Consider the following 12937-nt stretch of genomic DNA (forward strand, 5'->3'; position numbering starts at 1 on the left):
TACCTGGCCATGTTGCTGCACATTCCCGGCGTGTTCACCCGTGATGAAGTAGGGCGCATTCGCGAAGCCCTGGAGCAGGCGGATTGGGCCGATGGCAAGATCACCGCCGGTTACCAGTCGGCCAAGGCCAAGCACAACCTGCAACTGCCCGAGAGCCATCCGCTGGCCCGGGAGATCGGCGAGGCGATGCTCGAACGCCTCTGGCAGAACCCACTGTTCATGTCCGCCGCCTTGCCGCACAAGGTGTTCCCGCCGCTGTTCAACTGCTACACCGCAGGGGGCAGTTTCGACTTCCATATCGACAATGCCGTGCGCCAGCCCAAGGGCAGCGCCGAGCGGGTGCGCACCGACCTGTCCTCGACCCTGTTCTTCAGCGACCCGGAGGACTACGACGGCGGCGAGCTGGAGATCCAGGACACCTACGGCGTGCAACGGGTCAAGCTGCCGGCTGGCGACCTGGTGCTGTACCCGGGCACCAGCCTGCACAAGGTCAACCCGGTGACCCGGGGTGCCCGCTACGCTTCGTTCTTCTGGACCCAGAGCCTGGTGCGCGAAGACAGCCAGCGGGCACTGTTGTTCGAGATGGACGGGGCGATCCAGGAGCTGACCCGGGACATGCCCGAACACCCCTCGCTGATCCGCCTGACCGGCACCTACCACAACCTGCTGCGTCGCTGGGTCGAGGTGTAGAGCGTGACTTTTCAACTACGCCGCGAGGAAAGCCTCGATGGCGGGCAACTGAGCGCCATGCTCGAAGAGAGCCCGGCCCGCGCGGCCCAGGCAATCCTGCTGGCTGCTGGCGAAGGCCTGGTGGATGCCCAGGCCCTGCTGGGGCAAATCCTCCTCGACGGCCGGGGTATCGAGCAGGACCAGGCCCTGGCCCTGCGCTGGTTCGGCATCGCCGCCCAGCGCGGCCACCTGATGGCGCGCAACATGCTCGGCCGCTGCCATGAACACGGCTGGGGCTGCCCGGCGGACGTCGGCATCGCCGCCGGGCATTACCACCAGGCCGCCACAGCCGGGCTGGACTGGGCCCTGTACAACTACGCCAACCTACTGGCCACCGGTCGTGGCGTGGAGCAGAACCATGCCCAGGCCCTGGCCTGCTACCGCCGTGCGGCGCAGCTGGGCCATGCCAAGTCGATGAACCTGCTGGGGCGTTACCTGGAAGAGGGGCTGGTTTGCCCGGCCGACCCCCAGGCGGCCCGGGATTGGTATCGTCGCTCGGCCGAGGGCGGTGACTTTCGTGGGCAGTTCAGCCATGGGGCGATCCTCGCCGATGCCGGGCGCATCGACGAGGCGGTGGATTGGCTGAAACAGGCCCTGGCGGGCGGCAATCTGAATTTCCTGCGAGTGGCTTGCGCCGAGTTGCTCAATGCCACGCATCCCGAGATTCGCCAACTGGCCCAAGCTTATCATCAGCGCGCCGCGCAATTGGGTGATGAACGGGATGCAGAGCGGCTTGCTGTGTTGGATTAAATCACTATGATTCAAAGATAATCGCTTTTAATCATTCTGATGCAGGTCTGCCTCATGCCCGCGACAAAAGTACTGACCGCCCACATTCCCTTGGATCTGGCGGATAAGGTCGATCAACTGGCTTCTCGCCTGGAGCGCTCCCGTGCCTGGATCGTGAAGCAAGCATTGGTAGCCTGGGTTGACCAGGAAGAAGAGCGCCGCCGACTGACGCTTGAGGCCTTGGCAGATGTCGATGCTGGAAGGGTTGTCGATCATCAGTCCGTGCTGGCTTGGGCAGAGAGTCTGTCTGGCGACAACCCTCTGCCTTTACCAAAATGAGACAGCTGAAATGGACGAGCAAGGCGCTATCCGATCTGGCTCGGCTTTTTGAATTTCTCGCTCAGGTTAATCGCTCGGCTGCTGCTCGGACCGTGCAATCTCTCGTGCGGGCTCCAGATGCGCTGCTATCTAACCCTCGATTGGGAGAGCAGTTGGAGGAGTTCAAGCCGAAGGATGTTCGACGGTTGTTGGTGGGGCATTACGAGGTGCGTTATGAGATTCAAGGCATGGTCTTGTCCATCCTGCGTATTTGGCATGTCCGGGAAGATCGTTGAGCCACTGAATCGCACGCATAAAAAAGCCCATGACAGGTCATGGGCTTTTTCTTGCCGCTTGTCGCTAGCAGCTGCCTTTAAACGTAGTAGGCCTTCAGCGGTGGGAAACCGTTGAACTCCACGGCGCTGTAGCTGGTGGTGTAGGCACCGGTGGACAGCCAGTACAGGCGGTCGCCGATGGCCAGGTTCAGTGGCAGGCCGTACTTGTAGTTCTCGTACATGATGTCGGCGCTGTCACAGGTAGGGCCTGCGATCACCACTTCTTCGGTCTCGCCTTTCTTCTCGGTCCAGATCGGGAACTTGATGGACTCGTCCATGGTTTCGATCAGGCCGGAGAACTTGCCCACGTCGGTGTAGATCCAGCGCTCCACCGCGGTACGCGACTTGCGGGCCACCAGGACCACTTCGCTGACCAGGATGCCGGCGTTGGCGATCAGCGAACGGCCTGGCTCGAGGATAATTTCCGGCAGGTCGTCACCGAAGTCTTCCTTGAGGAAGCGGATGATTTCCTCGGCGTAGGTTTCCAGGCTGTTGGTGCGGGTGATGTAGTTGGCCGGGAAGCCACCGCCCATGTTGATCAGCTTCAGTTCGATGCCGTCTTCTTCTTTAAGACGCTCGAAGATCACCTTGACCTTGGCGATGGCCGCGTCCCAGACGCTGATGTCGCGCTGCTGGGAGCCGACGTGGAACGATACGCCGTAAGGCACCAGGCCCAGGTCGCGGGCCAGGATCAGGAGGTCCATGGCCATGTCGGTCTGGCAGCCGAACTTGCGCGACAGCGGCCAGTCGGCGGTGGTGGAGCCTTCGGTGAGGATGCGCACGTAGACTTTGGAACCCGGGGCGGCCTTGGCGATGTTGCGCAGGTCGGCTTCGGAGTCGGTGGCATACAGGCGCACGCCCTTCTCATAGAAGTAGCGGATGTCCTTGGACTTCTTGATGGTGTTGCCGTAGCTGATGTTGGCCGGGTTGACGCCGCGCCCCAGCACCTTGTCCAGCTCGTAGATCGAGGCGATGTCGAAGCTCGAACCTTTTTCGTGCAGCAGGTCGATGATTTCCACGGCCGGGTTGGCCTTGACCGCGTAGTAGACCTTGGCGAACTCGAACCCGGCGCGCAGGTCGTCATAGGCCTGGGCGATCATCTGGGTATCGATCATCACGAACGGGGTTTCTTTCTGGTCGGCGAACGCCTTCATTTTCTGAAAGGTTTCGCGCGCGAAATAGTCTTCGACGTTAATCGACATGCGTGGAAGCTCCTGATGGCAAACGTTGGTAATCAATGGGTGGCAGGCAATGCCAGGGTCGACACTGCCTTGTGAACGTCCTCCGTATCCCCACTTTGGTTCGCCTACTTCCCAAGGCATGTCGCCGAAAGCAAAAAGGCCATGGGAAATCTGCCCTTGGCCTTGCTGTCTCGTCGTCAGTACTTGAGCCGGATGGATCGTTTCCAGCATGGACGTTCGGCGCGAACTTTAGGCGGTGAGGGGGCTTAGATCAACAAAAAATGTCGCGTTTTTGCACTTGTCTGACGTGCGTCGCAGACGCCTCTCTTTGTAGCCGACACAGATGACGGACAGATGTTCCCGAAGAATTCCCAGGTGTTAAAAATACCTGCACGTTCGACTCTTTTGCGTGCCAAGTGGCTGGTAAGTATGAAGGCGTCAACATCGGCGACGTTAGCGGCGAGAGGGCGGTGCAAGGGGGATTTTGACTGTTTCGCAACCGCTCGCTGGAGGGCTGCCAGAGGCGCGAGTGTTGATATTTTTTTTCGGCACGTGGGAGCGCCAAAAATCGGTTGGCGAGGGTGCTGGTTTGCGCTGGACCGCGCAGCGGTTCCCTTCCTTCATGAAAAGAAGGGTCGCTGCATGGCCCAGCGCGAGCAGGCCACCGCGCCATAGGGGCGCTGTTGGTTATTTATTGATCAGGAGGCCGCTATTTCAGCCGGCGAGACGATATGGGTCTTCATCCCCCGGGAGCGACCCGAGCTGAGGTAGGCGGCAATGGATTCCTGGGTCACTTCGCCGAGGAACACCCGCTCGGCGTCCATCACCGGCAGCCACGAGCGGTTGAACTCGTACATGCGTGACAGAAGAATCCGTAGATGCTCGTCATAGACGGCGGTGGCGTTGAACTCCCGCAGGAATTGGCCGCAGGTGCCGTTCTGACGGTGCAGGTCACGGCGTCGTACATAACCCAAGGCTTTGTTCTCGGTGCAGGTCACCACCACGTAGCGTCGGTCGTGCTCGTCCATCAGCTCCAGGGCCTCGGTCACCTGGGTGTCCGGGCTCACCGACGGGGCGTTGTCCGCGGCGTCCTCGGCCTTGACCAGCAGCAGGCGCTTGAGGGTGCTGTCCTGGCCGACGAAGTTGCTGACGAAGTCGTCCGCCGGGTGGGCCAGCAGGGTATCCGGGTGGTCGATCTGCAGCAGTTTGCCGGCGCGGAAGATGGCGATCTTGTCCCCCAGCTTGATGGCTTCGTCGATGTCGTGGCTGACCATGATCACGGTCTTGTTCAGTGCCCGCTGCATCTCGAAGAACTCGTTCTGGATCATCTCGCGGTTGATCGGGTCCACTGCACCGAAAGGCTCGTCCATCAGCAGCAGCGGAGCCTCGGCGGCCAGGGCGCGGATCACCCCGATCCGCTGTTGCTGGCCGCCGGACAGCTCGCGTGGGTAGCGATGCAGGTACTGCTTGGGTTCGAGCTTGATCATGCTCATCAGCTCGCGGGCGCGGTCGTGGCACTTCTGCTTGTCCCAGCCCAGCAGGCGTGGCACCACGGTGATGTTTTCCTCGATGGTCATGTTGGGAAACAGGCCGATCTGCTGGATCACGTAGCCGATGTTGCGGCGCAGGGTCACTTCGTCCAGGCCGGTGGTGTCCTCGCCGTTGATCAGCACCTTGCCCGAGGTGGGCATGATCAGGCGGTTGATCATCTTCAGCGTGGTGCTCTTGCCGCAGCCGGAGGGGCCGAGGAATACGCAGATCTCGCCTTCGTTGACGGTCAGGCTGACCGAGTCGACGGCTTTGACATCCTTGCCGTTGCTGCGAAAGGTCTTGCTCAGGTTCTGTAGTTCGATCATTTCAGGGCTCCTAGTGGGCTCAATCCTTTTGGCGTCAGCGAACGTTGCAGCCATTGCAGAAGCAGGTCGGCAAAGATGGCCAGGAGGCTGACCAGCACGGCGCCGACGATCAGCATCGACATGTCGCTGCGGCTGATGGAGGCCAGGATCAGCACCCCCAGGCCGCCGGCGCCGATGGTGGCGGCGATGGTCATGACGCCGATGTTCATCACCACCGCGGTGCGTACTCCGGCGAGGATCACCGGCACCGCAATGGGCAGCTCGACCATGCGCAGGCGCTGGCCGAAGGTCATGCCGATACCCCGGGCGGCCTCGCGGATGCCCGGTTCAACGCCGGTCAGTGCCAGGTAGGTGTTGCGCATGATCGGCAACAGGGAGTAAAGGAACACGGCGGTGATCGCCGGCAGCGGCCCCAGGCCCTGGCCGAACGTGGAGTAGAACGGCAGCAGCAGGCCGAACAGGGCGATGGACGGGATGGTCAGCAACACCGTGGCGCTGGCCTGCAAGGGCCCGGCGAGGCTGGGAAAGCGGGTCATCAAAACGCCCAGGGGCACGCCAAAGACGATGGCCAGGGTGACGGCGATGCCCACCAGGGTGATGTGTTGCCAGGTCAGGTGCAGTACCTGGGCCCAATCGAGATGGGAAAAGGCGTTCAAGAATTCCATGTCTTCTCCTCTTTAATCGAGTGGGTGCTGGCGCAGGAAATCTGCGGCCACGGCGGAGGGGCTTTCATGGTCGACGTCGACCCGCGCGTTCAGCTGGCGCATGGTTTCGTCGTCGAACAGCGCCGCCAGCGGCTCGAGTTCGGCGGCCAGTTGCGGGTGGGCGTCGAGGTAGACCTGGCGCACCACGGGAGCGGCGGTGTAGTCCGGGAAGTAGTGCTTGTCGTCCTCCAGCAATTTGAGCTTGAAGGCGCTAAGACGCCCGTCGGTGGTGTAGACCAGGCCGGCAAACACCTGGCCATTGCGCAAGGCGGTGTAGACCAGGCCGGCGTCCATCTGCCGGGTGTTCTTGCGGGTCAGGGCCATGTCATACAGCTTGACCATCCCGGCCATGCCGTCGGAACGGTTGGCGAACTCGGTGTCCAGGGCCACCAGGCGATTTTCCCGGGTGTTTTCGGCCAGGGCCCGGGTCAGGTCGCTGATGCTGTTGATTTGTGGATGTTCCTTGGCCACGTTTTCCGGCAGCGCCAGGGCATAGGTGTTGCTGAACTTGGACGGCGACAACCAGACCAGGCCTTTTTTCGCGTCGAGTTCTTTCACCCGGGCGTAGGACTGCTGCTTGTCGAGCTTTTCGTCGATGTGGTTGTAGGCCACCAGCGACACCCCGGTGTATTCCCAGATCAGGTCCAGCTGGCCGCTTTCCTGGGCACTGCGGGCCAGGTTGCTGCCCAGGCCGCCGGTGACCCGGGTGTCGTAGCCCTTGCTGCGCAGGTACTGGGAGGTGATTTCCGCCAGCAGGGTCTGTTCGGTGAAGACCCGGGCGCCGATGCGGATCAGGGGTTTTTCCGCGGCGTGCGCCAGGCTGGCAAACAGCAGGACGCAGCCGAGTAACAGGCTTGTTTTCTTCATGTTCACTCCAAGGCTCGTGCTGGTCAGGACGGACGCAGGCCGCGCTCCAGCCAGAGGCGGCTGGCCAGGGTCACCAGGCCGTCCAGAAGCAGCGCCAGCAGCGCGGTGCAGGCGGCGCCGAGCAGCAGTTGCGGCTGGTTGTTCAGGGCTATGCCGGGGAAGATCAGGCTGCCCAGGCTGTTGGCACCGATCAGGAAAGCCAGGGGCGCGGTGCCGACGTTGATCGCCAGGGCTACCCGCACGCCGCCGACGATGATCGGCACGGCATTGGGCAATTCGACTTTCCACAGCACCTGGCGCGGGGTCATGCCGATGCCGATGGCGGCTTCCTTGAGCGAGCCCTGGACGTTCTTCAGGCCTTCATAGGTATTGCGCACGATGGGCAGGAGGGAGGCGAGGAACAGGGCGAAGATCGCCGGTCCGCTGCCGATGCCGAGGACCCCGAGGGCGATGGCCAGGACGGCCAGGGGAGGCACGGTGTTACCGATGTTGAACACTTGCATGAAGCGCTCGGCGCGCCTGGCCATGGCAGGGCGGCTGAGAAGGATGCCGGCGGGCAGGCCCACTAGCAGGGCGGCGAACATGGACGCCAGGACCAGGAACAGATGAGCTTGCAGGTAGAACAACAGATCGTCGCGGTAGTGTTCGATCGTATCGATGCCGATCCAGTGGACCAGCAGGGCCAGGAGGGCGATAACCGCAGCCCCTCCTATCAGCCCTTTGCCATAGCGAATAGCCACGGGCGGACTCCTTTTTTCTTATCGGTCGGCGGGCGCTTTCCCCTGTGGCAGGGCCGTGGCCGACTGCCGGGAAAATCCCCGCGAAAAGCAGTTCGTCGAGTGCCGGCAGGGCGGCGGTGAACGAACCATGAGCGCAGCTTCGTCAAGCTAACTTGCTGAAATTCCAGGCATCTGATGCGCGCCTGGCAGGGAAGTGGACGTCTCCACCTTTTAAAAGGTTCCATAGTTAACGGCGTTTGGCCACCCTTGTGGCCGCTACCTTGCGGCGCGAGGCGGTGATCCAGGGGAGGGATGGCCGGGTTGCGGGCGCTGCGCGCCGGGTCGCAGTTTGCGCTGGCGCTAGACAGCGGCTACAGGGGGGGGGGCGGGGCTGAACGGTGGTTCGAGGAGTGTGCTTTGCGCTATACTCGCCGCCCTTTTTTGATCACCGCCAGGCGATTTCCCATGACCCAACAGGCCGCCGAAGTCGCGAAACGCCGCACTTTCGCCATTATTTCCCACCCGGATGCGGGTAAGACCACCATCACCGAAAAGCTGTTGCTGATGGGCAAGGCCATTGCGGTGGCGGGTACCGTCAAGTCGCGTAAGTCCGACCGCCACGCCACCTCCGACTGGATGGAGATGGAGAAGCAGCGCGGCATTTCCATCACGACGTCGGTCATGCAGTTCCCCTATCGCGAACACATGATCAACCTGCTGGACACCCCCGGCCACGAAGACTTCTCGGAAGACACCTACCGCACCCTGACTGCGGTGGACTCGGCGCTGATGGTGCTCGACGGCGGTAAGGGCGTAGAGCCGCGGACCATTGCCCTGATGGACGTCTGCCGCCTGCGGGATACGCCGATCGTCAGCTTCATCAACAAGCTGGACCGCGACATCCGCGACCCGATCGAACTGCTGGACGAAATCGAGGCGGTACTGAAGATCAAGGCCGCGCCGATCACCTGGCCGATCGGTTGCTACCGCGACTTCAAGGGCGTGTACCACCTGGCGGGCGACTACATCATCGTCTACACCCCGGGCCACGGCCACGAGCGCACCGAGACCAAGATCATCGAGAAGCTCGACTCCGCCGAAGCCCGTGCCCACCTGGGCGACGAGTACGAGCGTTTCCTCGAGCAGCTGGAGCTGGTGCAGGGCGCCTGCCACGAGTTCGACCAGCAGGAGTTCCTCGACGGCCACCTGACCCCGGTGTTCTTCGGCACCGCCCTGGGCAACTTCGGGGTCGACCATGTGCTCGACGCCGTAGTGGACTGGGCCCCGCTGCCGCTGCCTCGGGCGGCCAACGAGCGCAGCGTGGCGCCCCAGGAAGAGAAGTTCTCGGGCTTTGTGTTCAAGATCCAGGCGAACATGGACCCCAAGCACCGCGACCGCATCGCCTTCATGCGCATCTGCTCGGGCAAGTACGAAAAGGGCATGAAGATGCGCCATGTGCGCACCGGCAAGGACGTGCGCATCGGCGACGCCCTGACCTTCTTCTCCTCCGAGCGTGAGCAACTGGAAGAAGCCTTCGCCGGCGATATCATCGGCCTGCACAACCACGGCACCATCCAGATCGGCGACACCTTCACCGAAGGCGAGGCCCTGGGTTTCACCGGTATCCCGCACTTCGCCCCGGAACTGTTCCGCCGTGTGCGCCTGAAGGACCCGCTCAAGTCCAAGCAACTGCGCCAGGGCCTGCAACAGCTGGCCGAAGAGGGCGCGACCCAGGTGTTCTTCCCCGAGCGCAGCAACGACATCATCCTCGGCGCCGTCGGTGTGCTGCAGTTCGATGTGGTGGCCAGCCGCCTGAAGGAGGAATACAAGGTCGAATGCGCCTACGAGCCGATCACCGTGTGGTCCGCTCGCTGGATCAGCTGCGACGACAAGAAGAAGCTGGAGGAGTTTTCCAACAAGGCGGTGGAGAACCTGGCACTGGACGGCGGCGGTCACCTGACCTACCTGGCGCCGACCCGGGTCAACCTGGCGTTGATGGAAGAGCGCTGGCCGGACGTGAAATTCCGCGCGACCCGCGAACACCACTAAGTTCGTCTGCCACACCCCAAGCCCCGCGGTGCAGACCGCGGGGCTTTTTTGTGCCTGCTGGCAAGCTCATGGCACCCCTCACCGTTAGTCGGGCGGGGACTCCTGGCGAGGGGATCGATAGCTGGCTATCTGGAAAGTCCCGGGTATCGCGACTAGGTTTCAGGTTGTGCTGTGGCCGTTGCAAGGCACGGTTTGCAGCCTTCGATGATTCACCTTTGAAGGGATGGAATCGGCTATGAGAATTTTTCAACGCGTGGTGTTGCTGATCAAAGTGCTGGTGCTGCTATCGCTGGGCATGTCGGCGGCCTGGGCCAACAACCTGTTGCAGGTCAAGGAGCCCGGTTACTCGTCGAGCCAGGGCACGCCCGTGCAGATGCTGGCCAAGTCCGAGTCGGAGCCGGGGGATGAAGGGCAGGGCGGCAGCTCGGGCGATGACGACCAGACCACCGACGACGGCGAGCCTGACCAGGGCTGAAAAAAAACCCCTCGCAACGGATCGATGCGCAATCCGTCGGGAGGGGCCGGTGCAACAAGGTTCAGGCGCTCCCGCAGGTTCCGGGGGGCGCCTTTTTCATGCTCGTTACAAGAACTGCTCGGCGTAGTGGCAGGCCACCTGGCGGCTGTCGAGCTGGCGCAAGGCTGGCTCTTCGGTGCTGCAACGCTCGGTGGCGTACGGGCAGCGCTTGTGGAAGGCGCAGCCGGGCGGCGGGTTCAGCGGGTTGGGCAGCTCGCCGGCGATCTTGATCTTCGGCTTGTCCGGGTCCGGATGGATGGCCGGGGTGGCCGAGAGCAGGGCCTGGGTGTAGGGGTGCAGGGGACGGGTGTAGATGTCCTCCTTGGGGCCCATTTCCACTGGCCGGCCCAGGTACATCACCAGCACCTGGTCAGCGACGTGGCGCACCACCGCCAGGTTGTGCGAGATGAACACGTAGGCGGTATTGAATTCCTGCTGCAGGTCCATGAACAGGTTCAGAACCTGGGCCTGGATCGATACGTCCAGGGCCGAGGTCGGTTCATCCGCCACCAGCACCTTGGGTTGCAGCATCATCGCCCGGGCCAGGGCGATACGCTGGCGCTGGCCGCCGGAGAACATGTGCGGGTAGCGCTGGTAATGCTCGGGGCGCAGGCCCACCTGCTTCATCATCGCCTGGACTTTCTCGCGGCGCTCGGTGGCCGACAGCTTGGTGTTGATCAGCAATGGCTCGGCCAGCTGGTCACCGATCTTCTGCCGTGGGTTGAGCGAGGCGTAGGGGCTCTGGAACACCATCTGCACGTCGCGGCGCAGTTGCTTGCGCTGCTCCTTGGTGGCGCCCTTGACCTCATGGCCGGCGATCTGCAGCGAGCCCGAAGATGGCTCCTCGATCAGGGTCAGGGCCCGGGCCAGGGTGGACTTGCCGCAACCGGATTCGCCCACCACGGCCAGGGTCTTGCCGGCCTCCAGTTCGAAGGACACGCCATTGAGTGCGCGAACGGTGGCGTGGCCCTTGAACAGGCCCCGGGACACTTCGTAGTGACGGGTCAGGTCGCGGGCGGTTAGAACGACGGCCATCACGCCACCTCCTGGTTCAGCGGGTAGAAGCAGCGCACCAGGCTGGCGGCTTGCGGATCGAGACTAGGCCGCTGCTGGCGGCAGTTTTCCTGGACGTAGGGGCAGCGTGGCGACAGCAGGCAGCCTTGGGGCCGGTCGTAGCGACCGGGAACGATGCCCGGCAGGGTCGAGAGCCGCGAGGCGCCCAGGCTGTGCTCGGGAATCGCCGCCAGCAGGGCTTCGCTGTAAGGGTGCGCGGGGATGTCGAACAGCTCCGGCACCTTGCCCACTTCCACCGTCTGGCCGGCGTACATCACGCAGACGCGCTGGGCGGTCTCGGCCACCACGGCCAGGTCGTGGGTGATCAGCACCAGGCCCATGTTCTGCTCTTTCTGCAGGCTCAGCAGCAGGTCCATGATCTGTGCCTGGATGGTCACGTCCAGGGCGGTGGTGGGTTCGTCGGCGATCAGCAGCTTGGGTTCGCCGGCGATGGCCATGGCAATCGCCACGCGCTGGCTCATGCCCCCGGACAGCTGGTGCGGGTAGGCGTCCATGCGGCTGGCGGCGCCGGGGATCTCGACCTTCTCCAACAGTTCGATGGCGCGCTTGCGGGCAGCCTTGCCGGACATCTTCAGGTGCAGGCGCAGCACTTCCTCGATCTGGAAGCCCACGGTGTAGCTGGGGTTCAGCGCGGTCATCGGGTCCTGGAAGACCATGGCCAGGTCCTTGCCGACGATCTGCCGGCGCTGGCGGGCGCTGAGCTTGAGCATGTCCTTGCCGTCGAAGTTCATGGCGTCGGCGGTGACGATGCCGGGGTGCTCGATCAGGCCCATCAGGGCCATCATGGTCACCGACTTGCCGGAGCCGGACTCGCCGACGATGGCCAGCACTTCGCCCTTGTCGACCTTGAGGTCCAGGCCGTCCACCACGGGAACAGCCTTGGCGTCGCCGAAACGGACATTGAGATTCTTGATTTCTAACAGTGACATGGGAATCTCCTCAGGCGGCATTCTTGAGTTTCGGGTCCAGCGCATCGCGCAGGCCGTCGCCCATCAGGTTGATTGCCAGCACGCTGAGCAAAATGGTCAGGCCGGGCAGGCTCACTACCCACCAGGCGCGTTCGATGTAGTCGCGGGCCGAGGCCAGCATGGTGCCCCACTCAGGGGTAGGCGGCTGGACGCCGAGGCCGAGGAAGCCCAAGGCGGCGGCGTCGAGGATCGCCGAAGAGAAGCTCAAGGTGGCCTGGACGATCAGCGGTGCCATGCAGTTGGGCAGCACGGTGATGAACATCAGGCGCGGCAGGCCGGCACCGGCCAGGCGCGCGGCGGTCACGTAGTCGCGGTTGAGTTCGCCCATCACCGCGGCGCGGGTCAGGCGCACGTAGGACGGCAGCGAGACCACAGCAATGGCGATCACGGTGTTGATCAGGCCTGGGCCGAGGATGGCGACGATGGCCACGGCCAGCAGCAGCGAAGGCAGGGCCAGCATGATGTCCATCAGGCGCATGATGCTTGGGCCCAGCAGGCGCGGGAAGAAGCCGGCGAACAGGCCCAGCAGGATCCCCGGGATCAGCGACATCACCACCGACGACAGGCCGATCAGCAGCGACAGGCGCGAACCCTGGATCAGGCGCGAGAGCAGGTCGCGGCCCAGCTCGTCGGTGCCCAGCAGGAACTGCAACTGCCCGCCTTCGAGCCAGGCCGGTGGGGTCAGCAGGAAGTCGCGGTATTGCTCGCTGGGGTCATGGGGGGCCACCCAGGGTGCGAAGATCGCGCAGAACACGATCAGCAGCATGAACATCAGGCCGGCGACGGCGCCCTTGTTGTGGGAGAAGTGTTGCCAGAATTCTTTGTAGACGGACGGATAGAGCAGGCTTTGATCGACTGCTACCGAGGAAGTTGGAGTACTCATGTGTCTTGGCC

14 protein-coding genes are annotated in these 12937 nt (G+C 63.2%); 6 read left to right on the forward strand and 8 right to left on the reverse strand.

The features are described 5' to 3' along the window. Positions 1–9: 9 nt before the first annotated feature. The 4 genes from ATY02_RS05445 to ATY02_RS05460 are packed head-to-tail and all read left to right on the forward strand — an operon-like array spanning position 10 to position 2072. Positions 10–690 carry a Fe2+-dependent dioxygenase gene (locus tag ATY02_RS05445; RefSeq protein WP_068575723.1) on the forward strand — a complete coding sequence of 227 codons (681 nt, stop codon included), beginning with the start codon at positions 10–12 and terminating at the stop codon, positions 688–690. A 3-nt stretch (positions 691–693) separates the two neighbouring features. Continuing rightward, a complete protein-coding gene (locus tag ATY02_RS05450; RefSeq protein WP_068575724.1) occupies positions 694–1479 on the forward strand; it encodes a tetratricopeptide repeat protein in 786 nt (261 codons plus the stop codon). Positions 1480–1533: 54 nt separating this feature from the next. After that, positions 1534–1797 (forward strand): CopG family ribbon-helix-helix protein, encoded by a 264-nt coding sequence (locus ATY02_RS05455; protein ID WP_083236103.1) that lies wholly within the window; start codon positions 1534–1536, stop codon positions 1795–1797. Further along, complete coding sequence (locus ATY02_RS05460) at positions 1794–2072, forward strand: type II toxin-antitoxin system RelE/ParE family toxin (protein WP_068575728.1); 279 nt, start codon at positions 1794–1796, stop codon at positions 2070–2072. The genes ATY02_RS05455 and ATY02_RS05460 overlap by 4 nt, the downstream gene beginning before the upstream one ends. Positions 2073–2149: 77 nt before the next feature. On the opposite strand, the gene ATY02_RS05465 is transcribed toward ATY02_RS05460, so the two are convergent. From ATY02_RS05465 to ATY02_RS05485, 5 genes are all read right to left on the reverse strand, one after another. Next, positions 2150–3313 carry a type III PLP-dependent enzyme gene (locus ATY02_RS05465; RefSeq protein WP_068575730.1) on the reverse strand — a complete coding sequence of 388 codons (1164 nt, stop codon included), beginning with the start codon at positions 3311–3313 and terminating at the stop codon, positions 2150–2152. A gap of 677 nt (positions 3314–3990) precedes the next feature. Continuing rightward, a complete protein-coding gene (locus tag ATY02_RS05470; protein WP_068575732.1) occupies positions 3991–5148 on the reverse strand; it encodes a betaine/proline/choline family ABC transporter ATP-binding protein in 1158 nt (385 codons plus the stop codon). Continuing rightward, the gene (locus ATY02_RS05475) at positions 5145–5813 is read right to left on the reverse strand and encodes an ABC transporter permease (RefSeq protein ID WP_068575734.1); all 669 of its coding nucleotides are present in this window, start codon (positions 5811–5813) and stop codon (positions 5145–5147) included. Before ATY02_RS05475 ends, ATY02_RS05470 begins: the two co-directional genes overlap by 4 nt. Before the next feature lie 12 nt (positions 5814–5825). Next, positions 5826–6719 carry a glycine betaine ABC transporter substrate-binding protein gene (locus tag ATY02_RS05480; protein WP_068575736.1) on the reverse strand — a complete coding sequence of 298 codons (894 nt, stop codon included), beginning with the start codon at positions 6717–6719 and terminating at the stop codon, positions 5826–5828. Positions 6720–6742: 23 nt separating this feature from the next. After that, complete coding sequence (locus ATY02_RS05485) at positions 6743–7459, reverse strand: ABC transporter permease (RefSeq protein ID WP_068575738.1); 717 nt, start codon at positions 7457–7459, stop codon at positions 6743–6745. Between the two features lie 444 nt (positions 7460–7903). Here ATY02_RS05485 and ATY02_RS05490 point away from each other — a divergent pair, with 444 nt between their 5' ends. Continuing rightward, complete coding sequence (locus ATY02_RS05490; protein ID WP_068575740.1) at positions 7904–9487, forward strand: peptide chain release factor 3; 1584 nt, start codon at positions 7904–7906, stop codon at positions 9485–9487. A 235-nt stretch (positions 9488–9722) separates the two neighbouring features. Continuing rightward, on the forward strand, positions 9723–9962 hold the full coding sequence (locus ATY02_RS05495; protein ID WP_068575742.1) for a hypothetical protein: 240 nt from the start codon (positions 9723–9725) through the stop codon (positions 9960–9962). Between the two features lie 105 nt (positions 9963–10067). Here ATY02_RS05495 and ATY02_RS05500 read toward each other — a convergent pair whose 3' ends face one another. From ATY02_RS05500 to ATY02_RS05510, 3 genes are read right to left on the reverse strand one after another with little or no spacing between them, the layout of a single operon-like run. After that, the gene (locus tag ATY02_RS05500; RefSeq protein ID WP_068575744.1) at positions 10068–11036 is read right to left on the reverse strand and encodes a peptide ABC transporter ATP-binding protein; all 969 of its coding nucleotides are present in this window, start codon (positions 11034–11036) and stop codon (positions 10068–10070) included. Continuing rightward, complete coding sequence (locus ATY02_RS05505) at positions 11036–12004, reverse strand: ABC transporter ATP-binding protein (RefSeq protein ID WP_068575745.1); 969 nt, start codon at positions 12002–12004, stop codon at positions 11036–11038. Before ATY02_RS05505 ends, ATY02_RS05500 begins: the two co-directional genes overlap by 1 nt. 10 nt (positions 12005–12014) lie before the next feature. Next, a complete protein-coding gene (locus ATY02_RS05510; RefSeq protein ID WP_068575747.1) occupies positions 12015–12926 on the reverse strand; it encodes an ABC transporter permease subunit in 912 nt (303 codons plus the stop codon). Positions 12927–12937 lie beyond the last annotated feature (11 nt).

Origin of the sequence: Pseudomonas sp. BIOMIG1BAC, assembly GCF_001705995.2 — a bacterium.
GTDB classification, from domain to species: domain Bacteria; phylum Pseudomonadota; class Gammaproteobacteria; order Pseudomonadales; family Pseudomonadaceae; genus Aquipseudomonas; species Aquipseudomonas sessilinigenes.